The organism is Porphyrobacter sp. THAI-01a (genome assembly GCF_056868655.1).
Genome location: NZ_CP180579.1, coordinates 2045605 through 2070715, shown reverse-complemented (window position 1 = coordinate 2070715; position 25111 = coordinate 2045605). Strand labels below are relative to the sequence as shown.

24 protein-coding genes, 2 tRNA genes and 1 pseudogene are annotated in these 25111 nt (G+C 69.3%); 10 read left to right on the top strand and 17 right to left on the bottom strand.

Annotation, left to right across the window (positions count from 1 at the left end):
* Positions 1–123 precede the first annotated feature (123 nt).
* Positions 124–2043: a methyl-accepting chemotaxis protein gene (locus ACMX37_RS10090; RefSeq protein WP_483145795.1), complete on the bottom strand. Its 1920-nt coding sequence runs from the start codon at positions 2041–2043 to the stop codon at positions 124–126.
* A gap of 212 nt (positions 2044–2255) precedes the next feature.
* Between ACMX37_RS10090 and ACMX37_RS10085 the strand changes: the two genes are divergently transcribed.
* Both ACMX37_RS10085 and ACMX37_RS10080 read left to right on the top strand, forming a co-directional pair.
* Positions 2256–3287, top strand: coding sequence for a response regulator (locus tag ACMX37_RS10085; protein ID WP_483145794.1), 1032 nt, complete (start codon positions 2256–2258; stop codon positions 3285–3287).
* 47 nt (positions 3288–3334) lie between these two features.
* Positions 3335–4039: a VIT1/CCC1 transporter family protein gene (locus ACMX37_RS10080; RefSeq protein WP_483145793.1), complete on the top strand. Its 705-nt coding sequence runs from the start codon at positions 3335–3337 to the stop codon at positions 4037–4039.
* On the opposite strand, the gene ACMX37_RS10075 is transcribed toward ACMX37_RS10080, so the two are convergent.
* The 8 genes from ACMX37_RS10075 to ACMX37_RS10040 all read right to left on the bottom strand — a co-directional run bounded on the left by ACMX37_RS10075 (position 4036) and on the right by ACMX37_RS10040 (position 11100).
* Complete coding sequence (locus ACMX37_RS10075) at positions 4036–4848, bottom strand: helix-turn-helix transcriptional regulator (protein WP_483145792.1); 813 nt, start codon at positions 4846–4848, stop codon at positions 4036–4038. The genes ACMX37_RS10080 and ACMX37_RS10075 overlap by 4 nt on opposite strands.
* Positions 4849–5074: 226 nt before the next feature.
* Positions 5075–5151, bottom strand: a tRNA-Pro gene (locus tag ACMX37_RS10070).
* Positions 5152–5231: 80 nt separating this feature from the next.
* Entirely contained in the window at positions 5232–5621 is a 390-nt protein-coding gene (locus tag ACMX37_RS10065; protein WP_483145791.1) for a hypothetical protein, read from the bottom strand.
* Positions 5618–6031, bottom strand: coding sequence for a hypothetical protein (locus ACMX37_RS10060; RefSeq protein WP_483145790.1), 414 nt, complete (start codon positions 6029–6031; stop codon positions 5618–5620). Before ACMX37_RS10060 ends, ACMX37_RS10065 begins: the two co-directional genes overlap by 4 nt.
* Before the next feature lie 96 nt (positions 6032–6127).
* Complete coding sequence (locus tag ACMX37_RS10055) at positions 6128–7990, bottom strand: amidohydrolase (protein WP_483145789.1); 1863 nt, start codon at positions 7988–7990, stop codon at positions 6128–6130.
* A 149-nt stretch (positions 7991–8139) separates the two neighbouring features.
* Positions 8140–8212, bottom strand: a tRNA-Ile gene (locus ACMX37_RS10050).
* An 80-nt stretch (positions 8213–8292) separates the two neighbouring features.
* The gene (locus tag ACMX37_RS10045) at positions 8293–9294 is read right to left on the bottom strand and encodes a polysaccharide deacetylase family protein (protein WP_483145788.1); all 1002 of its coding nucleotides are present in this window, start codon (positions 9292–9294) and stop codon (positions 8293–8295) included.
* A gap of 27 nt (positions 9295–9321) precedes the next feature.
* The gene (locus tag ACMX37_RS10040; RefSeq protein ID WP_483145787.1) at positions 9322–11100 is read right to left on the bottom strand and encodes a histidine kinase dimerization/phospho-acceptor domain-containing protein; all 1779 of its coding nucleotides are present in this window, start codon (positions 11098–11100) and stop codon (positions 9322–9324) included.
* Between the two features lie 270 nt (positions 11101–11370).
* Between ACMX37_RS10040 and ACMX37_RS10035 the strand changes: the two genes are divergently transcribed.
* From ACMX37_RS10035 to ACMX37_RS10015, 5 genes are all read left to right on the top strand, one after another.
* On the top strand, positions 11371–11832 hold the full coding sequence (locus ACMX37_RS10035) for an Lrp/AsnC family transcriptional regulator (RefSeq protein WP_066525791.1): 462 nt from the start codon (positions 11371–11373) through the stop codon (positions 11830–11832).
* Positions 11829–12215: a hypothetical protein gene (locus tag ACMX37_RS10030; RefSeq protein WP_483145786.1), complete on the top strand. Its 387-nt coding sequence runs from the start codon at positions 11829–11831 to the stop codon at positions 12213–12215. The genes ACMX37_RS10035 and ACMX37_RS10030 overlap by 4 nt, the downstream gene beginning before the upstream one ends.
* 45 nt (positions 12216–12260) lie before the next feature.
* The gene (locus ACMX37_RS10025) at positions 12261–12722 is read left to right on the top strand and encodes a GFA family protein (RefSeq protein ID WP_483145785.1); all 462 of its coding nucleotides are present in this window, start codon (positions 12261–12263) and stop codon (positions 12720–12722) included.
* A gap of 24 nt (positions 12723–12746) precedes the next feature.
* Positions 12747–13124, top strand: coding sequence for a hypothetical protein (locus ACMX37_RS10020; protein ID WP_483145784.1), 378 nt, complete (start codon positions 12747–12749; stop codon positions 13122–13124).
* Between the two features lie 64 nt (positions 13125–13188).
* The gene (locus ACMX37_RS10015) at positions 13189–13716 is read left to right on the top strand and encodes a hypothetical protein (protein WP_483145783.1); all 528 of its coding nucleotides are present in this window, start codon (positions 13189–13191) and stop codon (positions 13714–13716) included.
* Here the strand turns inward: ACMX37_RS10015 and ACMX37_RS10010 are convergent.
* From ACMX37_RS10010 to ACMX37_RS09975, 8 genes are all read right to left on the bottom strand, one after another.
* Positions 13703–15013: an NAD(P)/FAD-dependent oxidoreductase gene (locus ACMX37_RS10010; RefSeq protein WP_483145782.1), complete on the bottom strand. Its 1311-nt coding sequence runs from the start codon at positions 15011–15013 to the stop codon at positions 13703–13705. The two genes, ACMX37_RS10015 and ACMX37_RS10010, sit on opposite strands and share 14 nt — an antisense overlap.
* A gap of 232 nt (positions 15014–15245) precedes the next feature.
* Complete coding sequence (gene accC, locus ACMX37_RS10005) at positions 15246–16595, bottom strand: acetyl-CoA carboxylase biotin carboxylase subunit (protein WP_483145781.1); 1350 nt, start codon at positions 16593–16595, stop codon at positions 15246–15248.
* Positions 16596–16600: 5 nt separating this feature from the next.
* Positions 16601–17116 (bottom strand): acetyl-CoA carboxylase biotin carboxyl carrier protein, encoded by a 516-nt coding sequence (gene accB / locus ACMX37_RS10000; protein WP_483145780.1) that lies wholly within the window; start codon positions 17114–17116, stop codon positions 16601–16603.
* Between the two features lie 106 nt (positions 17117–17222).
* Entirely contained in the window at positions 17223–17663 is a 441-nt protein-coding gene (locus ACMX37_RS09995) for a type II 3-dehydroquinate dehydratase (protein ID WP_483145779.1), read from the bottom strand.
* A 43-nt stretch (positions 17664–17706) separates the two neighbouring features.
* A complete protein-coding gene (locus tag ACMX37_RS09990) occupies positions 17707–18009 on the bottom strand; it encodes an antibiotic biosynthesis monooxygenase family protein (protein WP_483145778.1) in 303 nt (100 codons plus the stop codon).
* Positions 18010–18073: 64 nt separating this feature from the next.
* On the bottom strand, positions 18074–18487 hold the full coding sequence (locus ACMX37_RS09985; protein WP_483145777.1) for a holin family protein: 414 nt from the start codon (positions 18485–18487) through the stop codon (positions 18074–18076).
* Between the two features lie 71 nt (positions 18488–18558).
* Positions 18559–19461 (bottom strand): HpcH/HpaI aldolase/citrate lyase family protein, encoded by a 903-nt coding sequence (locus ACMX37_RS09980; RefSeq protein ID WP_483145776.1) that lies wholly within the window; start codon positions 19459–19461, stop codon positions 18559–18561.
* A 54-nt stretch (positions 19462–19515) separates the two neighbouring features.
* Entirely contained in the window at positions 19516–21642 is a 2127-nt protein-coding gene (locus ACMX37_RS09975; RefSeq protein ID WP_483145775.1) for a TonB-dependent receptor plug domain-containing protein, read from the bottom strand.
* Positions 21643–21866: 224 nt separating this feature from the next.
* On the opposite strand from ACMX37_RS09975, the gene ACMX37_RS09970 reads away from it, so the two are divergent.
* From ACMX37_RS09970 to ACMX37_RS09960, 3 genes and pseudogenes are all read left to right on the top strand, one after another.
* Positions 21867–22349: a (2Fe-2S)-binding protein gene (locus ACMX37_RS09970; protein WP_483145774.1), complete on the top strand. Its 483-nt coding sequence runs from the start codon at positions 21867–21869 to the stop codon at positions 22347–22349.
* The gene (locus tag ACMX37_RS09965) at positions 22349–24613 is read left to right on the top strand and encodes a xanthine dehydrogenase family protein molybdopterin-binding subunit (protein ID WP_483145773.1); all 2265 of its coding nucleotides are present in this window, start codon (positions 22349–22351) and stop codon (positions 24611–24613) included. The genes ACMX37_RS09970 and ACMX37_RS09965 overlap by 1 nt, the downstream gene beginning before the upstream one ends.
* Positions 24610–25095, top strand: a pseudogene (locus tag ACMX37_RS09960) (nucleotidyltransferase family protein); the annotation flags it as partial. The gene ACMX37_RS09965 and the pseudogene ACMX37_RS09960, both read left to right, overlap by 4 nt.
* Positions 25096–25111 lie beyond the last annotated feature (16 nt).

Here is a 25111-nt window from a genome sequence, read left to right as displayed (position 1 = left end):
ATGTCCTGCTCCCGGTTGTTTCGCGACCCTAGCGATCCGGCCTTGGCAATTTGCAGGGCGCACCCCCGGCAGATCACCTAGGTGCGTGGCAAGGATCGGCGCGAAGCGGCGGCAGCAGAGGCATCAGAACTCGCTCCAGTCGTCCTCGTCGGGAGCCGCAACCGGAGCCGGTGCACGGGCGGGGACAGATTCTGCCTTGCGGGCGAGATTGCCGATCACCGGCGCGGGCGGCGCGCTTGCCGGCTTTCGCGCCGGGGCGGCCGGCGGGCGCGTCTGGCGCGCGGTGGGCGGGGGGGCGGGCGGAGCGAGCGCGGCGGGTGCGGCAAGGCCCTCGGGACCGCCCGCGCTCACCCTGAACTGCGCCACCAGCTCCGCAAGCCGCTGGGCCTCGCCCGAAAGGCTGCGTGTCGCCGCAGTCGCCTCCTCGACCATTGCCGCGTTCTGCTGGGTCATCCGGTCGATGGTGCCGACCGCGACGTTGACCTGTTCGAGATTGCTGGCCTGCGCCGCCGCCGTATCGGCGATCTCGCTGACTTGAGCGGTGACCGCGCCGACCTGTGCGACGATCTCGGCGAGCAGCGTGCCGGTTTCGCCGACGAGGCTCACCCCGTCGCCGACATGGGCGGTGGACTTGTCGATCAGGGCCTTGATGTCGCGCGCCGCCTCGGCGCTGCGCTGGGCGAGGGCGCGCACCTCGTTGGCGACGACCGCGAAGCCCTTGCCCGCCTCGCCGGCGCGGGCGGCTTCGACTCCGGCGTTCAATGCCAGCAGGTTGGTCTGGAAGGCGATCCCGTCGATCACGTCGATGATCTGGGTGATCTCGCGCGCGGACTGCTCGATCGCGCCCATCGCCGCGACCGCCTTGCCGACCACGGCGCCGCCTTCGGTGGCGCGGGCGTGGGTCTGGGCGATGGCGCTGCGGGCGGCGATGGCATTTTCGGCCGACTGGCGGGTGAGGCTGACCGTCGTGCCGACCGAGGCGGCGGTCTCCTCGAGGCTGGCCGCCTGCTGCTCGTTGCGCAGGGCAAGGTCCTCGCTCGCCGCACGGATCTCGTCCGAACTGGTGCGCACCCCGCTCGCGGTCGCGCGCACCGCCCCGATCATCGTCTCCAGCCGGGCAACCGACGCATTGAAGGCCTCCTGCAGCCGTTCATGCTCGCCCGCCGGCATCGAGGAGATGCGGTGGGTGAGATCGCCCTCGGCGAGCCGCGACAGGGCGCCGGAGAGCGTCTCGACCACCTCGGCCTGCACGGCAGAGCGGGCCTTGTCGGACTTGAGCGCGGCGCGGAAGGTCTCGATCGCGCGGGTCATGACGCCGATCTCGTCGTCGCGGTGATGGGCCGTGATCCCGCTGTCGTGGTTGCCCGCCGCCATGTCGCGCATGGTTTCACCGGTGGCCCAGATCGGCCAGAGCATCTTGCGCCGGAAAAACAGGTAGGCCCCGGCCAGCGCGCCGAGGATGACGAGCACTGCCAGGACCGCACCGGCGAGTACGAGCAGGGTCGTTGCGGCGTTCTCTTCGACGACCTCCGCAGACAGGCTTTCGCTGCGCGCCACGAGTGCATCGTTGGCCTTGCGGTGGGCGCGGTAGATCTCGAGCAGCCGCCGGTGGGAAGCGAGGATCGCCGCCTCGTCCCCGCGCCGGACGGCGGGTTTCAAGCTGTTGTTGACTTCGTCCCAGAAGGCTTTGCCGGTCGTTCGCGCATTGTCGGCAATGCCTGCCTTGAGCTCATCTTCGATCGGGCTCTGGGCCCATTTGCGCTCGGCCTCCCAAAACTCCCGCTCGAGCTTGGCCAGCCGCTCTTCGTTGATCGCGTAGGCATCGCGGTGGATGGTCATGATGCTGGCGTTGCCGAAGGCCTCGACCAGGAACATCGGCGGGGGCAGGATATCGGCGCGGAAGTCGGCGAGCGTCGTCTCCCGGCTGTCGAGCGCGCCGCCGTCCCTGATATGATTGACGCCGATGCCGGCGACCATCAGGATCGCCGCCACCAGACCGCCGAGCGCCATGGCGCCGACCCGCGATTTCTCCTCGATGTTCATGTCGTCTCACCCGGTTGCGGCCCCGCGCCTTCCCTCGCATCGGCCCTGTTGGAGACTGCCGTCTATCCGTGGGGGCCATAAGGCCGCTTTGCCGCCAGCCTATGCAGAGGCCCCTAACGGCGCGGGACGGATTTCTTCGCTCTCGCAACGGTAGAGCCTCGCCCTGCACCGCGCCTGCGGGCGTGCCGAATTCATCGAGAGGCTGAGCGAACATGGCCAATGTAAGGGTACTGGTAGTCGACGATTCCGCCGCGATGCGCGCGCTGTTCTGCGACATTCTCGACAACGCCAAGGGCGTGACGGTGTGCGGCACCGCGAAGAATGCCGACGAGGCGCGCGACCAGCTCGAGAAGCTCAAGCCCGACGTCCTCACGCTCGATGTCGAGATGCCCGGGATGAGCGGCATGGAGTTCCTCGAGGAGGTCATGGCGACGCGACCGATGCCGGTGATCATGCTCTCGAGCATCACCCAGGCCGGGACGGGCACCGCCCGCCGCGCGCTGGAGCTGGGCGCGGTGCACTGCTTCCCCAAGCCGCTGCACACCTCGCGCGAGGAGTTCGACGCGACCGTACGCCAGCTCGGCGATATCGTGCTGAGGGCCGCCTCGGGCGAGTTGCAGCCCGGTGGCGGCGGGGGCGCGGAAGGCGGTGCGACCGGCGGCTATCGCAGCGACGGCCGGATCGTGGCGCTCGCCTGCGGGGCTGCGGGGATCGAGACCGCGCGCCAGATCCTCGCCGCCTATGACGCCGGCTGTCCGCCGACCATCGTGCTGTTCGATGCCGATCAGGGCGCGGTCGAGAACGCGATGCGCGCGATGCGCCATTCGCTGCCCTGCCAGCTCGGCGATGCGGTGGACGGCGTCTCGCTGGAAGTGGGCAAGGTCTGGCTGGCGCATGATCCCACCCGCCACGTGATCGTCGAGGCGGGCGAGCCGCCGCGCCTCAGGCTGGTCGAGCGCGATCCGGTGAACGGGTGCCGTCCCTCGGCAGACCTGCTCTTCGGATCGCTGGCAAGGAGCGGCCTGCCCGCGCTCGGGGGCCTTCTGACCGGCAGCGGCACCGACGGGGTGCGCGGCCTTGCGATCCTCGCCGAGGCACAGGGCAAGGTCTTCCACCAGCGCCCCGCCGATTACGCCCCGCGCGACCGCTACGATGCGGTGCGCGCGCAAGGGGTGGAGCTGGCCGACCTCCGGCAGGAGGCGATCCCGGAGTGGATCCTCGCGGCGACCAACGCCGCCGGTTGAGCAGCCCGCTTGCCAAGCGGGCCAAGGCAGCGGACAAGACCCGCACCATGACCCCGCCCAGCGCCCATCCCGACGATCCGCACTATGTCCACCGCACCGGCTGGCTGCGCGCCGCGGTGCTGGGGGCGAATGACGGGATCATCTCGGTCTCATCGCTCATCATCGGCGTGGCGGCGGCGACACCCGATCGCGGGCCGGTGCTGGTGGCAGGCGTCGCGGCGCTGATCGCCGGGGCCATGTCGATGGCGGCGGGGGAGTACATCTCGGTCTCCTCCCAGGCGGATTCGGAAGCCGCCGACATCCGGCGGGAGGCAGAGGCGATCGCCGCCACGCCCGCCGACGAGGAAGCGGAACTCGCCGCTATCTATCGCGAGCGAGGGCTCAGCGCCGAGACCGCGGCGGCGGTCGCCCGCGAGCTGACGGCGCGCGATCCGCTGGCCGCGCATGTGCGCGACGAGCTTGGCCTTGCCGAGCATCTCGCCGCGCGCCCCTTGCAGGCGGCGCTCGCCTCGGGGGCGACATTCAGCACGGCTGCCGCGGTGCCGCTGCTGGCGGCGTGGCTTGCACCGGCAGGGGCGATCATGGCGAGCGTGGTCGCGATCTCGGTGCTCGCGCTGGCGGTGCTGGGCGCGCTGGGGGCGAGGGCGGGGGCGGCGCCGCTGGTCCCCGCGACCCTGCGGGTGGTCGGCTGGGGAATCTTCGCGATGGCGACGACCGCGCTGGTCGGGCGCCTGTTCGGGGTCAGCGTCTAGCAGGCGGGAGTCCCGAGATAGCCCAACTGGGCCGCGCGGAACACCGATTGCGCGCGGTTCACCGCGCCGAGCTTCGCGCAGGCGCGGGTGATGTGGTAGCGCACGCCCGCGTGGCTGCACCCCAGGATGATGCTGATCTCGTAGTCGGTCTTGCCGTGGGCGACCCAGTTCAGGCACTCGATCTCGCGGCCCGTGAGCAGGCCCTGTTCGGGCAGGTATCGCCCGTCGCGGCACAGCGTCGCATAGGCGGTCACGAAGCGGACGATCCGGTCGCCGAAGTCGCCGCTGCATGAATCGAGCGCCCAGTCGAGATCCTCGCCGTCGGAACTCATGCCGACTAGGATCGCCGCGCCCACCTGTCCAAGTGGCATGTGCACGGGCACCACGATGGCCTCACGGCCAAGCGGGCAGTGGTCGAGATCGACGAGGTCGATCTCGTCGAGCAGCCGGTTCGCGGTCGGCGCGTGGATGCCGCGATGCGAGACCAGCACCGGCTCCGCCGCCACCCGCGCCGCGCGCAGCAGCGGCGAGCGCATTGCCCGGTCGCGGTTCTCCCAGGCGGACAGCTCGGCAGCGGTCCAGCCGAAGACGGTCGCGTTGAGGCTGTGCCCCTCGGTGCAGGTCATCGGCGCCAGGCTGGCAAGATCGTGCCAGACCAGCATCCGCAGCCCGAGATCGCTGGCCTCGTGCGCCAGTTGCGCGGCTGCCGGTGCGATGTCGGCGCGGGTGCGCAGGGGCGGGCGGAACGCCTGTATCAGCCGCAGCGGGGTCCGGTCGAAGCGACGAAGTTCCAGCACGTTGGTGGCCATCGGCAATCTCCCTGACGGATGCTTGTCCGAACCCTCCGCCTGTGCTTGGGATCTGACCGCACATGAGGGATTGCCCAAGTGCGACGGCGCGTCCAATGTAAAATTGCAAATTTGCAAAGGCGCACTTTGCAAATTTCGGGCCTGATGGCCGCAAGGGGCAGTTTGCGGGCGGGCGCCCCCGCACGGCGCAGGCGCCCGCCGGCAAATCCGGGGATCATGGGAGAAGTGGTCGGGGAGACAGGATTCGAACCTGCGACATCTTGCTCCCAAAGCAAGCGCGCTACCGGACTGCGCCACTCCCCGACGTGGAGGACGCCTTAGGTTTCCTGCCGCTGCGGGGCAAGGGGCAAGCGCGCTCAGCGGACGCTTGCCCCGGCACGGCCTCAGTCGCGCACGATCTCGCGCACGCCGAGCCCCACCACCACACCCGTGCGCCGCGCCGCGCGCCGGCCGGCGGCGCGGTCGTAGTAGTATTGCTCGCGGCAATAGCGGTCGTAGCCATAGTCGCGGCCGTAGTACTCCATGCACTCCTCGTAGTCCTCGCGCGCGTTCTCGCGGGCCGCGCCGGCCGCGACTTCGGCGGCGACAGTGCCCGCGATCACCCCCGCGCGCCGGGCGTCACGGCGGTTGTCCCAGTCCTCCCAGCGATCGTAATGGCGGTGGCGCCGGTCGCGGTCGCGATCCCAGCGGTCCTTGGCAAGCGCATCTGCCGCGAAGCCGGCGAAGCCGATCGCGGCGATCACCGCGAGGGCGATGGTCTTCGTCCCTTTCATGACACGGCCACCTCGAACAGGCTCGTCTCGCCGGGCTTCTCCGCGGCCGAGCAGGCCTCGAACACGCGTTTGGCGGTGGTCTGCATCCAGGTCTGGCTGAGCGGCTCGATGGCGCCGTCCGTCCTGGCGTAGAGATAGCCGTGGAGCCAGGTCAGCCCGTTGGCGAGCTCGTCCTGCGCGGCGAGAGCAGCATCGTCGGCGGGCTGGCTGGTGGCGACTTCGGCGGTGGCGAGGAAATCGGCGCAGGTGACCCGAGTGAGCGGATCGTCGGGTGCGAGCTTGGGCCTTTCGGCAGGCGCTTGCGCAGCGTCCTCCGCCTCGTTGCCGCCCCCCGTCTCCCCTTGCGGCGCGCAGGCCGCGAGCATCAGCAGCGCCGCCATCGGCCCTGCCAGCATGTGTCGTTTCGTCATGTTTCGCCCTCCCCTCATCAGAAATGCAGCGCCAACCTGGCGCCGAGTGCCAGCGTGCGGCGCATGGCAGAGTTCATCATCTGCGCGTCGCCGGCATTACCGGCGGCCGTCGGCGCGCGCGAACAGCGCGGCGAGCGCGATCGCCGCATCGCCCGGGCACTCGCTCCCGTCTTCGTGCCTGTGGCCCGGGCTGCCCGCGACGAGCGCATGCAGCATCGGGGAGATGTCGGCCGGGGGCGCTTCGGCGCGCTTGCCGGCGGGCATGGCATAGACCGTGCGGCCCTCCTTGATCGTCTCGGCGACCTTGAGCGTGTCGAGCGCCTCGGGATCGACAGCCGTGGGATCGCCGGTGAGGATCACGAAGTCGGCCAGCTTGCCGACCTTGAGCGAGCCTTTGCTGTCCTCCTCGAAGTGCTGGTAGGCGGGCCAGATCGTCATCGCCTTCAATGCGGTGATCACGTCCACCCGCTGGTCGGGGCCGACCACCACCTGCTTGCCGCGGCTTCGGCGGGTGACGGTGGCATCGAGCACCCGCATCGAATCCGGGAAGGCCACCGGGGCATCGTGATGGCTGGTGAAGATCATGCCGCGCTCCCGCGCCCAGCCGGTCGGCGAGATGTTCTGCCCCTCATCCGGCCCGACGGTGTGTTCGAGATGCCAGTCGCCCCAGTAGAAGGTGTGCATCGGGAACAGCGAGGGGATCACGCCCAGCTCCTTGAAGCTGTCCATCTGGTCCTCGCGCAGGAACTGGCCGTGGATCAGCACCGGGCGCCTGGCCTTCATCGCGGGGAAGCGCGCTTGCGCCCCCGCCAGCGCCGCGATCAGCAGATCGGACGCGCGCTCGCCGTTGGAGTGGGTGAGCAGCTGGATATCGTTCTCGGCGGCCCATTTCACCGCGTCGAACACCTGCTCGGCATTGGCCGCGGCATAGCCCGAATAGCCCTCGGGATAGTTGCCGACCGGATCGTAATAGGGCTTGTCGCGCCACGCGGTGAAGCCCTGCGGACTGCCGTCGATGGTGAGCTTGGCCCCCGCGATGCGGACGCGGCCCGCATAGGTGTCGGACCGGTTGGCCTTGATGTAGTCGCGGTCGACTAGCACATCCGGGTAAACCGCCACGTCGATCGCCAGCCCGCCCTCGGCGCCGACCGCGCGGATCACGTTGGCGACATTCGGGATCGCGCGCCCTTCCTGCGCGGTGGTGTAGCCGAACCGTGCCCACAGCTTGGAGCCTTCGCGCACGAAGGTCTTTAGCCCTTCCGGCCCGGCGTTCCTGAGCACCATCGGGATCGCGGTGAAGAACGCGGTTTCCTCCAGCGTGCCGTTGGGCTCGGTGGTGCCGGGCTTGCGCTGGATCACACCGCCTTCGGGGTCCTTGGTGTCGGCATCGTAGCCCAGCAATTCGAGCATCTTGGAGTTGGCCGTGCCGATATGCGCCGACTGGTGGATCACCAGCACCGGGTATTCGGTCGAGACCTGGTCGAGCTCTTCTTTGGTCGGATGGCGCTGTTCGGCCAGCGTGGCGTTGTCATAGCCGAAGCCGATGATCATCCTGCCCTTGGCGACGACGTCACGGTTGGTGGCCTGCCACTCCCTGAGCGTCCGGATCATCGCGGGGATGTCGGTCACATCGCCATCGGGCGCGGCGAGCATGTTGGCCGCCAGCGCCTGCAACCCGCCGAGGAACACGTGCCCGTGGGCATCGACGAAGCCGGGCAGCAGGGTGCGGCCCCTGAGGTCGATCACCTGCGTGCCCTTGCCCTTCAGCTTCATCACCTCGGCGCGGGTGCCGACGGCGATGATCCTGCCGTCGTCCTCGGCGATCGCCTCGGCGCGCATGGCATCGTCTTCCATGGTGATGATGGTGCCGCCGGTCCAGATCCGGTCGGCGGTCTGGGCCATTGCCCCGGTGCTGGCCGACAGCATCAGCGCAGCGGTCGCGTAGTGAAAGGCACGCATCCTGGTTCCCCCGTTTGCCGCCGGCAAGACCGGGGGCGCGATGGAGAGTATCAGATGGCTTGCGCCGGATTGTCGAATTCGGGACAATCTCCCGCGGAAAAGGCCCGGTGCGTCTGTCCTTTGCCGTTCCGGATGATCGCCCCCTCCGGTGGGCCCGGCAGGATTCGAACCCGCGACCTAGCCGTTATGAGCGGCCAGCTCTAACCGCTGAGCTACAGGCCCATGCGCGCAAGGCGCCGGGAGGCGGGGCGATGGCCAGCCTCTACGCGCGCGGAAGGCCGCAGACAAGCGCCGCAGAGCTTCTATCCGCCGGTGGCGGCGATGATGTCGGCGACCGTGCAGGTCGCAACGCCGCGCGCGCCGAGGTGGCGGTAGACCCCTTCGAGCCAGGCGTAGAGCGCCTCGACCTCGGCCTCGTCTGCCGCATAAGGCGTGTGGCCGGGGGCGAGGGTCGGGCTGTGGAACGACAGCACCAGCACCGGCAGGCCTTGGTCGAGCGCGATATCGACCCCGCGCAGCGCCTCTTCGAGCGACACGCCTTCGGGGGTGAGCGCGATGCGTTCCAGCAGACCGAGGCGCGAGAGCGCGCCCATCGCCTTGGGGATGCGCTCGCCGAGCGGCTGCACCTGCCGTCCGGCGCCGCGCAGCAGGCCGGAATGGACGGTCGTGACCGGCAGCTCCAGCAGGCGCATCGCCCCGTCGACCCAGTAGGGCGCGAGCGGGTGGCGGCTGTAGTCCGGCCCGCCCTGGTCGCTGTAATCGAACAGCGAACGGACCGACGTGTCGACCCTGATGCCGGCCCGCTTCAGCAGTTCGGCGGTGTGGGGTCCGAGTCCATAGCGGCCCGCACGGTAGATCAGCGGCGCGCCGCCGAAGGCTGCCTCGATCGCGTCGCGCAGGGCCATGAACTTGGCCGCTTCCAGCTCGCGCGGGAGGTTGCCGGCATAGGAGTTGTGCACGCACACCTCCTCCTCGAAGGGCGGGTTGACCCAGGGGTGGAGCTGCACGCCCACCTCGGCCGTCCCGCGCCGCACCGCATCGCCGATGATCTCCACCGCGCGCGGGTCCTGAACGATCGGCCAGTCGACGAGGTAGACGGGATGCGCCCCGATCCCCTCGCAGAAGGCCTGGAAGCGCGGGATCGCCTCGACATGGCTGAGGCCGTAGCCATCGCGCCGGAAGGGGCCGGTCCAGTCGAATTCCTCCTCGGTATCGACGGTGAGCAGCACCCGCTGGCCGAAGCCGGGGGCGAAGGCAGCGCCGCGCCCGGCGGGCGGCACATCGAGCATCGATCCTGTGGTCATCCCTGCGCCCCCTCCCGATGCCGCCTGTCAGGCAGCCCCGGCGCTAGGCAGGGCGGCGATATCGGTCAAGAGAGGCAGGGTGAGCACCAGCGTGTCGCCCTCGCGTCGCAGCGCGCCGCCTGCCGCACGCGCCTCGGCCCGCGCGAGGCGCAGGGCAAACCCGGTGCCGAACAGCCCCGGGCTGATCGCGCTGCCACCGGCGCGCGTTGTGGCCGAAAAAAGGTTCTCCTCCTCCGCCAGCCGGGGCGGGAGCGTGCAGGCGATCCGCGCCAGCGCGCCGCCGGGTCCGATCAGCGGGTCGGAGCGCACCGCGATCCGTTCGCCCGGCGCGGCGGCGGCGGCAAGGCTCGCCAGCAGCCGCCACACCAGCGCCTCGGCATCCTCGGCATCGAGCGCGACGAGGAGGCTCGCACCGGGCGCAAGGCCGAGCGCGAAGCCGGCGTCCTGCGCCTCGAGCACCGGGTCGAGCTGCGCGGCGGTGCGGTGCAGAAGGGCCGCCAGATCGGTTGTGCCCGGCTCGACCCTGAGCGCCCCGGTCTCGAGCCCCGCGAGGCGGTCGAGCTCCTCAAATCCGGCGAGGATCCGCGCGGCATCGGCGGCGATGGCAGCGGCGAGCGCGCGGTACTCGTGCGGGGCGGGGCCGAACAGCTGCTGCTGGATCACCTCGGCATAGCCTTGCACCGCGGTGACCGGCGTGCGCAGCTCGTGGAGCAGCTGGCGGATACGATCGGCCTCGTGCGCCTCGGGGCCGGGGAGCGGGGCGGCGGCGTCGGGCACGCGGCGGAAGCGACCGAAATAGCCGGTGAAATGCCCTTCCTCACTGAAGCGCGGCTCGGCATCGACGATCCAGTCACCGGCGATGGCCGGCGCACCGGCAAGGGCGATCTCGGCGCGAGTCACCGGCTGGCGGCGGGCGAAGGCCCGCGCGAGGCCGGCATTGCCGGGTGCGTCCTCGCCGCCGGGATGGGCGGTGAAGAGCCGGGTGCCGATCACCATCGGCGCAGCCTCACCCGCCGCCCAGGTGATGCGCCCGCCGGTATCGGCGACGAATCCGAAGCTGCCGATCGCGCGTTCGGCCCGTTCGGGCAGTTCCCCGAGCGGCAGGCGCGGCGAGCGTTCGAGTTCGGCCTGGCTCTCGCCGCGCTCGCGCGTGAAGCGCGCGATGCGCTCGACGAGGGCGGAGATTTCGGTGCGCCCGCTGTCGTCTCGCGCCCGCTCGCGCACGCGGTCGGGCTCGGGCGGCGGGACAGGGGCGCGGACGGGGCGCAGCGGGATTGGCGCGGCAGCGGGCGGCTCGGACGCGGGCGGCTCGGACGCGGGCGCGGCGACGTCGGCGGCGGCATCGGCGGCGGGCGCGGGCAGGCCGCGGTCATGCACACCGAGCCGTGCCAGCAGCGCCTCGACATCGACCGGCAGGTCGCGGCGCAGGCGCAGGAAGCCGCGGGCACGCACCGGCAGGCGGGGGATGAGCGCGCTCCAGTCCTCCCCCGACAGGTCCGCCCGGGTCAATGCGGCCGCCGCCACCTCGGGTTCGTGATCGGCGAGATGGGCGGCTAGATTGGGGCTGCGGAAGCGCCAGCCGGGCTCGCGGATCATCCGTGCGCGCGCCTCGGCGGGGATCGCCCCGGCGAGTGCGTCCATCCGCAGCCACGCCGCCGCCAGCAGGCTCCGGTCACCGCCGGGCGCGGCCACGCGGTCGCGACCGAGCAGGTCGAGCAGCTGGCGGTATTGGGTGCGCAGGCTCGCCTCGCCGGTGGCGCGCTGGCGCAGCACGGTGGCAAGGCGGTCGTCGAAAAACACACTCACTCCTCGAGGAGCGGCGCGCGGAGCCGAATCGCGCAACCGCGTGGCGGGGCAGATGGCGACCATAGCGCGGGCCGGCCCCGCCGTCTTATCAGGATGGAACGATTGTCACAGTCTGACGCGAAAGGTGCGTTGCAAAGCGGGACAATTGCTGGCAGACCTAATAATATTAGCCGTGGGGGGCATCCGTCACGCGTCTTGTTACTTTTCCGGGATCAACTCGCGCGCGCCGTGCCTTGGCAAGCGGCGCGCTGCTGCAGGAGCTTACATCACGTGGCCAATCTCGACGAAATCGATCGCCGCCTGCTGGCGGAACTGCAGGCGGAAGGCCGCGTCACCAATGTCGAACTCGCCCAGCGCGTCGGACTGACCGCGCCGCCGTGCCTGCGCCGCGTGCGGGGGCTGGAGGAGGACGGGGTGATCCGTGGCTACCATGCCGATCTCGACCCTTCCAAGCTCGGCTTCGCGATCACTGTCTTCGCGATGGTCAGCCTCAAGAGTCAGGCCGAAAGTTCCCTGCGCGAGTTCGAGGAGCACATGCGTGCCCTGCCCGAAGTGCGCGAGTGCCACATGCTCAACGGCGAGATCGACTTCATCCTCAAGATCGTGAGCAAGGATCTTCAGAGCTTCCAGGAATTCCTGACCGGCAAGCTGACGCCCGCGCCCAACGTGGAAAGCGTCAAGACCTCGCTCACCATCCGCACCGCCAAGCAGGAACCGGGCGTCCCCTTGTGAGGATCGCCGCTGGGCCCGGCCTTCTGGCTGCGGTGGTGGCCGTGACGGGGTGTTCGGACGGGACAGGCGGCGCGATGTCGGGTCCGGCAAGCTTCGACGACATGACGGCGCAAGAGCATCTCGCCTGCGCGGTGGACATCAGTGCCTGGACCTACCTCGTGTCGGACGGGAAGCTCCCCGAGGAGCGCGAAATGCTGTCGCAGGCCGTGCTTGCCGTGGCGTGGCATCACAATGCCTATGCGGTCCCCCAGAGCAAGGGCGAGCAATACGATCTCGTCAATCGCAAGCGCGATGAACTCCTCGCCGGTGACCGGCCCGATGCGATCGCCGCGCGCGCGCGCATCTGCATCGAAGCTGCGCTTGCCAAGAGCGAGGCGAAGTAGGACCTTCGCGGCGGGGTCGACACCGCGACTCCGGAGAACAGGTCCATGAGCCACGAAAACGCCGCAGATGTCCCGCGCCTCGCCGAACCCGTCACCGGGCACTGCCTGTGCGGAGCGGTAACGATCACCGTCACCGCGATGCGCGCCGAAGTCGACATCTGCCACTGCGCGATGTGCCAGCGCTGGGGCGGGGCCTTCTATGCCGGGGTGAAGGGGGAGGCGGCCGAGGTCGGCGGCGAGGCGGCGGTGACGGTCTACCGCTCGAGCCCGTGGGCCGAGCGCGCCTTCTGCGGCACCTGCGGCAGCAACCTGTGGTACCGCTTCCTGCCGACCGGCGGGCGCTCGTTCCTCGCGGGCCTGTTCGACCTGCCGGAAGGCTTCGGCATCGAGCAGCAGATTTTTGTCGAGGAAAAGCCCGACTGGTATGATATCCTTCAGGAAAGCCCGATGAAGACGGGGCCCGAAGTCATGGCCGAGGCGATGGCGCAGGGTCTGAGCTTCGATTGACGAGCGAGAGGAGGGCGGTGCCCCATGTTCGACGAGCCGCCTCCGCCCGAACCCGCTCCGCTTCGCGCCGAGGCCGAAGCGCAGGCGTTGCTGCCGGAACCCGCCGAGGGGCGTGTGGTGATCGACCTCACCCGGCTCGTCCCCCAGCCGCCGCCCGGGGACTGCATCGCGGACGAACCTGATCCGCTCGACCCTGCGATCGTCGTGTGCGAAACCGCGACCGGCCCCTCGCCGCGCCTCGGCCCTATGGTGGGGCCGGTGGATGAGGAATTCGGCAGCGCCATTCCCCGCGCGCGGATCAAGCTTTCCGAGCGCACCGAGGCCGAGGCGAACCTCGCCAAGACCCCGGTCGGCGGGTTCGATGCCGACGGGGCCGAGGTGCGCGTGAAGATCGATTTCTGACGTCTTTGCAAAGCCCTCGCCGCGCGGTTGACCGCGCTTGCCGCGCTGTCCTACGCCTTGCCCGATGCCTGACCCCTCCGACAGCACCGGCGCTCCCACGCCACTCGAAGTGGGGTTCGACACCGGCTGCCTCGGATGCCTGCTGGTCGTGATGCTGTTCAGCGGTGGCCTGTTCGCGATTTCCGCCTTCGAAGCGCAGCTCTTTACCGAATTGGCCGACAGTCCCGCTCCGCGAAACTGGCTGGGCGCACTCGCGCCGTTCCGTTCGGGCGGGGTGAACATCGCGGTCTTGCTGCTGGTCGTCTATCTCGGCTGGGAGGCGATCAGGATGGCGCGGAAGTTCGTCGACCCGCGCGCCGTGTGGATCGAGGGCGAGACGATCCGCTTCCATCCGGCCCTGCGCCAGCCGCCGCTGCCACTCGCGTCGCTGGTGGACGTGAGCCACGATGCGGACGATATCCGCTCGTCACTGGTGCTGCGGCAGGCGAACGGGCGGCGGGTCGAGGTGGCGATGGTCGATCACGAGGCAGCCGCCGCCTTCGTCGGCGAAGTCGAACGGCGGCTTTCGCGCGATCCGCCTAGTGCAGCTTGAGCCGGGGCCGCACGATGCGGTTGACCCGGCCCACCAGCATCAGGAAGGTCGCCTTCACCCAGCCGTGGATGCCGATCAGGTGCAGCCGGTAGAGCGAGGTGTAGATTAACCGCGCCAACCGCCCCTCGATCGCCATGCTCCCGCCGATGAGGTTGCCCATCAGGCTCCCCACGGTCGAGAAGCGCGAGAGCGACACCAGCGAGCCCTTGTCGCGGTAGACGAAGTGCTTGAGCGGCTTGCCTTGCTGCATCCGCACGATGTTGGCGAAGACCACCTCGGCCATCTGGTGCGCGGCTTGCGCGCGCGGGGGGACGGGGCGGTCCTCGCCCGGGGGCGTGTAGCTGGCGCAGTCGCCGAGCGCGAATATGCAGGGATCGGCCGTGGTCTGGAGCGTGTCGGTGACGATGATCTGGTTGCGGCTGTTGGTCTCCAGCCCGAGGTCCGACAGGAACTCGGCGCCCTTCACCCCGGCCGCCCAGACGATGAGATCGGCCTCGATCACTTCGCCAGTCTTCGTGATCAGCTGGCGCGGGCACGCCTCGACGACCTGCACACCAGGCCGCACCTGAACACCGAGCACCTCGAGCTCGTGCTTGGCGGCAGCAGCCAGCTTGTCGGGGAGGGCGGGGAGGATGCGCGGTCCCGCCTCGAGCAGGGTCACGTGCATGCGGCTCTCGTCGAACACCTCGAGCCCGTAGTGCCTGAGAGCGCCCGCCGCGTTGTAGAGCTCGGCCGCCAGTTCGACCCCCGTCGCGCCGCCGCCGACGATCGCGATGCGCACCTGCTCGTTCGCGGTCGGATCGTTCATCATCGCGCGGCTGACGCGCAGGCAGTGGTTGAGCAGGCGCGTGCGGAAGCGGTCGGCCTGGGTGCGGCTGTCGAGGTAGAGGCAGTGCTCCTTGACCCCCGGCACCCCGAAATCGTTCGACACCGATCCCACCGCGAGCGCGAGGATGTCGTAGCGGATGGTGTGTCCGGCGATCAGCTCGCTGCCGTCCTCGTCCATCACCGGTGCGAGGCTGACCGTCTTGGCCGTGCGGTCGATGTGCTCGAGGCTGCCCTGGAAGAAGCGGTAGCCCCAGCGGTAGCAATGCCCGCGATAGCCGACCTCGTCGAGATTGGCATCAAGGGATCCTGCCGCGACCTCGTGCAGCAGCGGCTTCCAGATATGGCTGAGGTTCTTGTCGACAAGGATGATGTCGTGGCGCCTGCGGCCGTACTTGGCGCCCAGTCTGCGAACCAGCTCGAGCCCGCCCGCGCCTCCGCCGACGACGACAATCTGGGTCTTGCGGCTCATCCGTCACTCCTTCGCACAGCTGTGCAGCGCAATCCCGGCGCCATGTTAGCCGGACTGCAAAACAAAATCGCGTCAAATCATGCTGCTGGGTGGCAGCGATGATCGTTCTCGAAGGGGAGGTCGGTCCTTGGAATAAACGTGCGGGCGGAAGGGACAACCCCTCCCGCCCGCGCGGAGTATCGATTTTTGTTGCGGTGCAACATAAATGCACCGGTAGGCTTGCTGCGGCCGCTCAGACCTCGCGTTCCTCCAGCCACTTCTCCAGCCACTTGATCGAGTAGTCGCCGTTGAGCACGTCGGTCTGGCGCAGCAGTTCCTGGTGGAGCGGGATGTTGGTCTTCACGCCCTCGACCACCATTTCCTCCAGCGCGCGGCGCAGGCGCATGATGCAGCCTTCGCGGGTGCGGCCATAGACGATCAGCTTGGCGATCATGCTGTCGTAGTAGGGCGGGATCTTGTAGCCGGCGTAGAGCCCTGAATCGACCCGCACATGCATGCCCCCTGCGGCATGGTAATAGGTCACGAGACCCGGCGAGGGCGCGAAATTGAAGGGGTCCTCGGCGTTGATCCGGCACTCGATCGCGTGGCCGTGGAACTCGAGCTCGTCCTGGCTCACCGAGAGCGGGCGCCCTTCGGCGATGCGGATCTGCTCGCGCACCAGATCGACCCCGGTGATGAGTTCCGTCACAGGGTGTTCCACCTGGAGGCGGGTGTTCATCTCGATGAAGTAGAACTCGCCGTTTTCCCACAGGAACTCGATCGTCCCCGCGCCGCGATAGCCCAGGTCGCGCATCGCCTGGGCGCAGACCTCGCCCATGCGCATCCGCTCCTCGGCGGAGATGACGGGGGAGGGGGCCTCTTCCAGCACCTTCTGGTGGCGGCGCTGGAGCGAGCAGTCGCGCTCGCCGAGGTGGATGGCGTTGCCGTTGCCGTCGCCGAATACCTGGAATTCGATGTGGCGCGGGTTGCCGAGATACTTCTCGATATAGACGGTCGCGTCCCCGAAGGCGGCCTTCGCCTCGGAGCCGGCCTGCTGCATCAGGGTTTCGAGCTTGTCCTCGCTCTCGCACACCTTCATGCCGCGCCCGCCGCCGCCGCTGGCGGCCTTGATGATGACGGGATAGCCGATCTCGGCGGCGATCCGGCGCGCCTCGTCGAAGTCGCTGACCGCGCCGTCGGAGCCCGGCACCAGCGGCAGGCCGAGTGCGCCTGCGGTGCGCTTGGCCTCGACCTTGTCGCCCATCGTGCGGATGTGTTCGGGCTTGGGGCCGATCCAGATGATGTCGTGCGCCTCGACGATGTCGGCGAAGCGGGCGTTTTCCGACAGGAAGCCGTAGCCGGGGTGGATCGCATCGCACTGCGCGATCTCGGCCGCCGAGATGATGTTGGCGATATTGAGATAGCTCTCCGACGCCGGCGGCGGGCCGATGCACACGGCATGGTCGGCGAGGCGGACATGCATCGCATCGGCATCGGCGGTGGAGTGCACCGCGACCGTCTCGATCCCCATCTCGTGCGCCGCGCGGTGGATGCGCAGCGCGATCTCGCCGCGATTGGCGATCAGGATGCGTTTGATGCCCATGGCTCTTACGCGATCACGACCAGCGGCTGGTCGAATTCGACCGGCTGGGCATTGTCGACGAGGATCGCGCTGACCGTGCCCGACTTGGGCGCGGTGATCGGGTTCATGACCTTCATCGCCTCGACGATCAGCAGGGTGTCGCCCTCCTTGACCGGCTTGCCGACGGCGATGAAGTTCGCCGCGCCCGGTTCGGGGGCGAGGTAGCAAGTGCCGACCATCGGCGACTTGACCGCGTTGGCGAGGTCAGGCCCAGCGGGCGCGGCCGGTTCGGCCGGAGCAGGTGCGGCGGCGGCCGGAGCGGGCGCGGCAGCCGCAGGGGCCGGTGCGGAGGCATAGACGGGCGCGGCGGCTGCCACGGCCCCGCGCGAGACGCGGATCTTGCGATCGTCGTCCTCGACCTCGATCTCGGTAAGACCCGTCTCGTTGAGCAATTCAGCCAGTTCGCGCACCAGCGCGGTATCGATGTTCATCCCGGACCTGCGCCCGTTCGACTTGCTGCCCTGGCCAGCGTCGTTTGCCATGTATGCCCCTTATGGATTGGTGCGACCGTGAAGTCCGGGCGTCTATTGCCGCCAATTGCGGCAGGCAAGTGGCAGCGGTGCAAAATGTGAAAGTCCGGTGACGTTTTCAGACCTCACCCGACGCTACGGCTTCGAGCGCGATGCGGTAGGAGTCTGCACCGTGGCCCTCGACGGTCATGGCAGCGGCCATGCCGACATAGGAGAGGTGACGGAAGCTCTCGCGGGTCTTGGGGTCGGACAGGTGCACCTCGATCACCGGCGTGCGGATCGCCTTGATCGCGTCCAGCAGCGCGATGGAGGTGTGGGTATAGGCCGCCGCATTGAGCAGCACCGCCCGCGCGCCTTCGGCCTGCGCCTCGTGCAGCCAGTCGACCAGCATCCCTTCGTGATTGGTCTGGCGCATGTCGATTTCAAGGCCGAGTTCGCGGGCGCGGTCCTCGAGCATCCCGGCGATGTCGTCCAATGTGGTGGTGCCGTAGATCTCCGGCTCGCGCGTGCCGAGGAGATTGAGGTTGGGGCCGTTGAGGACGTAGACGAGGTTGGTCATGGGGGGATCGATAGCGCCGAGCAGCCGCAGGGGGAAGGGCGCCTCAGGTCTCTTCCCAGGTGGTGTAGTGATGGACCGAGCAATCGGCCACATAGCGTTCCATGCCCGGCGGGATCACGGCGCGGTTCCAGTCCTCGCCGGCGAATGCCGCGAGCGCGGCTTCGTCACGCCAGCGCGAGATCATCAGGTATTCGTCGGGCGCCCAGCGCGCCGGCTTCAGGATCTCGACTGCCAGAGCGCCTTCGGCGCTTCGGACGGCATCGACGGATACCGTGGCGAACTTCCGCACGAATTCGGTGTGCAGGTCGGCGTGGATGCGAACCCTGAATAGCCTGACGATGGGCATGATGCCGGTCTCTCCCGCGCCGATCCGCGACGGCTTAGGTCACGGCGGCGCGGTTGGAAATCCCCTACCGGTCCACCCCCTTGACCTTCCCCCACTGCCGCGCGGCGGTGTAGCCGAGGTAGCCGGTGCCGAAGAGCGCGTAGAGCGGCTCGGGCAGTCCGGCCAGATAGGCGTTCATGCCTGCCGCGATCTCGTGGGCGGCAGCGGGGTTGAAGGCGGAGAGCATCCCCATCGGCAGCGAGGCGAGCAGCAGGATGTACATCACGTAGAGGAAGCTCGGGCGGGCGCGGCTGGTCCAGGGGTCTTTCGAGTTCGCCTCGGCGACAATCGCCTGAAGCTGCGCCTCGATCATCTTCATCTCCTGCGTGCCCTCGAGCGCGATCAGTTCGAGCTTGGCCTTGGCGCGGGCCTCCTTGTCGGGGATGATCTTGTCGATGATCGAGGCGATGGGTCCGACAAGGACGTCGACGAGGGACATGGGCGCGCTCCTTCACAGGTGAGTCGCGCCAAGAAATGACCAAATAGGTTAGAGTAGGAAAGTGATTTAACCTATTCAGCATCCGCCTCGGCGAGCAAACGCTGCGCCAGCACGAGATGGGGCCGGTCCAGCATCGCCCCATCGAGCGCCACTACGCCGGCGCCGGGATGGTCGGCAAAGGCCTGCACCACCGCGCGGGCGTGGGCGAGTTCCTCGGCGCTGGGCGTGAAAGCCGCGTTGATCGGTTCGACCTGCGCGGGGTGGATTGCCAGCATCCCGCGGAAACCCTGCGCCCGCACCCGCCGCGCGCGCGCGGCCAGCGCGTCGAGGTCGCGGAACTCGGGCTGCACCGTCTCGATCGCCGCCACGCCCGCCGCCGCCGCGCCGATCAGGCACAGGCTGCGGGCCATTTCGTAGGTGTGGGAATATTCCCCGTCCGGCCCCCGCTGCTCGCGCGCGCCGAGGGCCGAGGACAGATCCTCCGCCCCCCAGCTCATCGCCACCAGCCGCTCGCGGCCCGGATAGTCGCCTGCATAGTCGCCCGTCCGGAACATCGCCGCCGCCGTCTCGGTGACGAGCGCCGCGATCAGTGTGCGCCCCTGCGGAATGCCGTTCGCGGCCTCCAGCGCGGTGAGATAGTGGTGCAGCCGGGTGATGTCGGCGGCCCCTTCGGCCTTGGGCAGGAACACCCCGCCGGGGCGCGAGGGGATCACCGCAACGAGATCGGCGATGCAGTCGGACGTCGTGACCGGATTGATCCGCACCCACAGCCGCGCCCGGCCATCCTCCGCCGCGATCGTCTCGGCCACCATCGCGCGGGCGGCCGCCTTGTTCTCGGGGGAGACCGAATCCTCGAGGTCGATCAGCGCGATGTCGGCCGGGCCGGCAATCGCCTTGCCCATCTTCTTCTCGCTGTCCCCCGGCGCGAACAGCCATGAGCGCATGCGGGGCGGGGTCGGTGTTGTCCGGGCCATGTCGGGTTCCTCTCTTGCCCCGTCGCTTACGGAGCGCAAGTCAGCGCGACAAGCCTAGAACGAGCCCTCGATATCGAAGCTGAAGATCGTCCCGAAGCGCCGGTCGCGGCGTTCGCTGAAGGCGGCGATGCCGGCCGCGCGGTCGGCGAAGACCGTGCGCTCGAAGCGGTCGCGCTGGCCCAGCAGGTTGCCGACCCGTGCCCGCACCGTCATGCCGGCCACGTCCTTGTTCTCGAGAAAGGCGAACATCTGCGCGAAGCTCGGCTGGTTGAGCGAGATTTCGTCGAGCCGCACGTTGCGCACATTCTTCGTCCAGTCGCCGCGCGTGCCGAAGGCCCAGTCGCTGTTCGGGACATCGTGACGCACGCGGAATTCGAGCGTGAACAGCTCGTTGCCCGAGACCTGGCGCAGGAAACCCAGCAGCGGATCGCGCACCGAGCTCTCGTTCCAGCCCAGAGTGAGGTCGACGCGCGTGCCCTTCCAGCCGAGCCCGTCCGACAGCAGCGTCGTCTGGCCCTCGATCCCGTAGAGCCGCGCCGAGGGCAGGTTGCCCGGCGCCTGTCCGCCGCCCGGCAGGGGGATCTGGTCGACCACGTCGACGAGGTCCTCGAGATAGGCGCTCACCGTCAGGTTGCCGAGCGCGCCCATCCGCCAGCTCGCCTCGACGTCGTAGAGCCAGCTCTGCTCGGGTCGGAGGTCGGCGTTGCTCGCGTCGGCGCGGTCCTGATCGAGATCGACCGAGGCGATGAAGTCGAAGAAATCGAGCTGCCCGACCACGCGTTCGATGCGGCCGGCGAGGTTGAGGTTTGGCGTCACCTTCCAGTCGAGTGCGGCAAAGCCCTTGGGCCGCCAGAAGCTGCGGGTGAGGCCGAAGGGCCCCGACTGGCTGATGCGCGAATATTCGCCCCCCGCCGAAAGCTGGAGCTGGAGGTTGGCCGCCAGCGCGCGGCTCCAGGTGAGGCCCGCATCGACCCGGTCCTCGTCCACCCGCGCGCTCGATCCGGCAAGGTCGACCGGTTGCAGCACGCCCGCCGCATCGCGGGCCGAGAGGGCCGAGACGATCTCGAGATGGTTGCGCGCGCCCTCGACCGCCGCGACCAGATTGCCGCCGCCCGCCTGCACCGAATATTCCGACCGCAGGATCGTCTCGCCCTCGTCGGCGTCCTGCACGAAGCGCGTTTCGGTGTCGGGGCTGCCGTCGGTGAAGGTTGTCAGCACCGTGTTGGTGAAGGGGCTGTCCTCGTAGCGGTGATAGCCGATCAGCTTCAGGCGCCCCGGGCCGAAACCGAACTCGTAATCGGCGCCGATCTCGTAGTTGAATTCGTCCTCCGTGCGCCGCAGCGAGCGCGTGCGGGCGAGGGTTCCGCCGGGCGGACGCTGGAACGATATCTCGCGCTCGCGGAACAGGTAGCCCTGGACCTGGCCGGTGAGGTTGAGGATCGCGCCATTGTCGGCGTTGCGGGTGAAGGAGCCGGACAGGCTGAAGCGGTCGGTGTCGAAATTGACCTTCTCGTCGCGCAGCGCGACGAGCGTCCCGCTGCCGTCGAAGACCTCTTCCGGCCCCTCGTTGCCGCGACGGTTCGAATCGTTGCGGAGCGCGAGGTTCCATTCGTTCTTCGCGCCCCCGCCCGCGAGCGCGACGCTGCCCTGAAACAGGCGCGCCGGCGTGCCGAAGGTGCGGAATTCGGGGTTGTAGCGGAACTGGCCGCTCACCCGTCCGCTCGCGCTGGTGACGACATTGAGCACCTGCCCGGTCAGCCCCCCGATCCCGAGGCTGGCGCCGTCGACCAGTTCGAGCCGCACCACATCCTCGAGCGGGATGCGCCGCAGCGCCTCGGTCGGGCCGTTGGACTTGCCCGAGATCCGGCGGCCGTTGATCAGCACGTTTGTGTCGGCCTGGCCGAGCCCGCGCGCCCCGTCGCCTTCCTGGATCGAGAAGCCGGGGACATTGCGCGCCATGTCGAAGGCGCTGCGCGGGGCGAAGCGGGCGAAATCGGCGGGCAGGAAGGTGCTGCGGGTGGTCGCGCTTGCGCCACTCGGGGCGGTCGCGGCCGTCCCGGCTTCGGGTTCGGGCGCGGCGGGCGCGTCCTGCGCGGCCGCCGGCGCGGCCATGCCGCCCGCGCAGGGCAGGACGGCGGCAGCGGCCAGAAGCATCGAACGTCCGGGAATGTGGGGAATCATCGGCAGCCCTTGCCCGCAAGCGCCCTGCGCTGTCGAGAGGCAAGGGCGGGCGGCCTCGTCGAAGCGGCTACCGCCATCGACCAGCGTTGGCCGTCAATGGGGCGTCTGACCGATGGACGCGAGGGCGCGAAGCGGGCTTGCCCGGGCAGCGTCTCTTTCCATTGGCTCCGGGGTGATCCGGTTGCTATGTGAGACGGGATAACCATCCAGCGGGGGAGCCGGCAGTGGCAATCGCATTTTCCGTGAACGGCAAGCAGGTCGAGGTGGAGGCCGAGGCCGACACGCCGCTGCTGTGGGTCCTGCGCGACGATCTCGGCATGACCGGAACCAAGTTCGGCTGCGGCATCGCCGCCTGCGGGGCCTGTTCGGTGCATGTCGACGGGGCGGTGACCCGCTCGTGCAGCGTGCTGCTCTCCGAGGTCGCCGGCAAGGCGGTGACCACGATCGAGGGGCTCAAGGCCGCCGACGGGACGTTCCACAAGGTGCAGCAGGCCTGGATCGATGCGCAGGTGCCGCAATGCGGCTATTGCCAGTCGGGCCAGATCATGGCCGCGGTCGCGCTGATCGAGGCGGTGGGCACGCCCTCCGACGCGCAGATCGACGAGGCCATGACCAATATCTGCCGCTGCGGCACCTATCCCCGCATCCGCAAGGCGATCCTCGCCGCGACCGGCGCCGCTGCCGCCGCCCAGCAGGGAGACGCGTGATGGCCGACAATCCCAATCCCGATCTCGATCTGCCCGAAACCGCCGCTCCGGCCGAAAAGCCCAAGCGCAAGGGCATCAAGCGCCGCATCTTCCTCGCCGGCTCCGCGCTGGTCGTCGGCGGCGGTATCTTCGGCGTGTGGTGGACCGACAGCAACGCGAAGGCGCGCGGCAACCAGCTCATCGGCGGCGACGGCAAGCAGGCCTTCAACAGCGTCATGACCATCGCCGAGGACGACACCGTCACGGTCTATTCGCCGCATATCGATTTCGGGCAAGGCTCGCACACCGCGCTGGCGCAGATGCTCGCCGACGAGCTCGATGCCGCCTGGGACAAGGTGAAGGTCGAGCAGGCCCCTTCCGATCTCGCCTTCGCCAATGCGGCGCTGGCCAAGGGCTTCCTGCCCGAGATGGTCGGCCAGTCCGTCGCGGGGCTGCTGCCCGACGCGGTGGTGGGGATGATGGCGCGCTCGATGCCGTTGCAGATCACCGGCGGTTCCTCGGCGATCCGCTTCACCGGCGAGGTCGGGATGCGCAAGACCGGCGCAGCGGTGCGCGCGGCGCTGGTCGCGGAAGCCGCCGACCGGCTGGGCGTGCCGGAGAGCGAGCTGACCACTGCCGATTCCGTCGTCACCCACGCCAAGTCGGGCAGGTCGCTGCGTTACGGCGAGCTGGCAGCAGGCGCGGCGGAGCGGTCGCTGGCGAGCGATCCCGTGCTCAAGACCCGCGACCAGTGGAAGCTGATCGGCCAGCCCGTTGCCCGCCGCGACATTCCCGCCAAGGTGGATGGCAGCGCCGTCTACGGCATCGACTTCACCCTGCCCGAGATGCGGGTCGCGACCGTCGCGGCGGCCCCCGTGCGCGGCGGCAGGCTCGAAAGCGTCGACGAGGCGCCCGCGCTTGCGGTCAAGGGCGTCGAGAAGGTGGTGAAGCTTGATGACGCGGTGATCGTCGTTGCCAAGGGCTACTGGCCGGCGAAAAAGGGCCTTGATGCGCTTTCGCCGAAGTTCTCCGACGGCGGTCATGCGGCAGTTTCGACCCCGGCGATCTACGCCGCGCAGGGCAAGCTTATCGCCGGCGGCAAGGCCGACAACGAGGGTGGCGAGGGCGATGTCGATGCGGCCTTCGGCGCGGCCGGTGCCAAGCTGGTCGAGGCCGAATACCGCGTTCCCTTCCTCCACCACGCGATGATGGAGCCCTTCGCGCTCACCGGCCACTTCAAGGACGGCAAGCTCCACCTGTGGGGCGGGATGCAGGACCCGCTGAGCACCCGCACCAAGGCGGCGAAGGCCGCAGGCCTTTCGGTCGACGACGTGATCTTCACCCCGATGATCATGGGCGGCGGCTTCGGCCGGCGCTTCCCCGATCTGGTCGAGATCATCGATCAGGTGGCGCTGCTGGCGAAGCAGGTGCCATACCCCGTGAAGCTGGTCTGGAGCCGCGAGGAGGAACTGCGCCACGGCACCTACCGCCCGCAGTCGCTGGCGCGGCTCAAGGGCGCGGTGAAGGATGGCGCGATCACCGCGCTGCGGATCGACTACGCCCAGAGCGGCAGTGCCGAGGGCGAGGTGCCCTTCATCTACAACCTGCCCGCGACCTCGCGCCGCCACTTCGCCTACCAGTCGAACCAGATCGATGGGCCGTGGCGCTCGGTCAACGCGACGCAGCTTGGCTTCTACACCGAAAGCTTCATGGACGAGCTGGCGGCGGCGGCGGGGGCGGACCCCTACGAGTTCCGGCGCAAGCATCTCCCGGCCGATTCCCGGCACGTGAAGGTGCTGGACGAGGTGGCCAAGCGTTCAGGCTGGGGTACGCCGCTCCCGGAAGGCACGGGACGCGGGATCGCGATCGTTGAGAGCTTCGGCACGATCGTGGCCGAGGTGATCGAGGCGGGCGTCAGGGAAGACGGCAGCCCCAGGGTGCTGAAAGCCTGGGCGGTGGTCGACTGCGGCACCACGGTGAACCCCCTCAATGCCCAGGCGCAGATCATGGGCGGGCTGATCATGGGTCTGTCCTCGGCGATCGGCGAGGCGGTGACGCTCGACAAGGGCGCGGTCGTCGAGAGCAATTTCAACGACTACCCGATCCTCACGCTCGCCGACGCGCCGCCGCAGATCGATGTGCATTTCGTCGAGAGCGGGGCCAAGACCGGCGGCATCGGCGAACCCGGCCTGCCGCCTGCCTCGCCGGCGCTCGCCAATGCGCTGGCGGCGGCGACGGGCAAGCGGATCCGCAGCCTGCCGGTGCTCGCCCAGGCCAAGGCTTGAGCCTCGACGGCTGGTCGGCGCTGATCCTCGCCGGCGGGGCGGGGCGGCGCTTTGGTGGCGGCAAGCTGCTGGCCGATCTGGCGGGCGCGCCGGTGATCCGGCGGGTCACCGAGCGCGTGCTCGGGGCGGGTTTCGCCAAGGTTGTCGTCGTCACCGGTGCCGATGGAGCCTCGCTTCGCCCGGCCCTTGAGGGACTTGCCTGCCGGATCGTCGACGCCCCCGACTGGGACGAGGGCATGGCCGCGAGCCTGCGCGCCGGGGTCGGCGCGCTGGCGCCCGGGGCGCGCGGGGTCTGCGTCTTTCTCGGCGACATGCCGCTAGTCCCGGTTGCGCTGTGCGCCCCGCTTGCGGCGGCGGCGCAGGCGGCGGGCTATGCCGCAAGGCCGCGCCATGCGGGCAAGCCGGGCCACCCGGTCGCCTTCACCCGCGCCGCCTTCGCCGATCTCGTGAAGCTGGAGGGTGACACCGGCGCGACGGCGCTGCTCAGGGCGCGTCCCG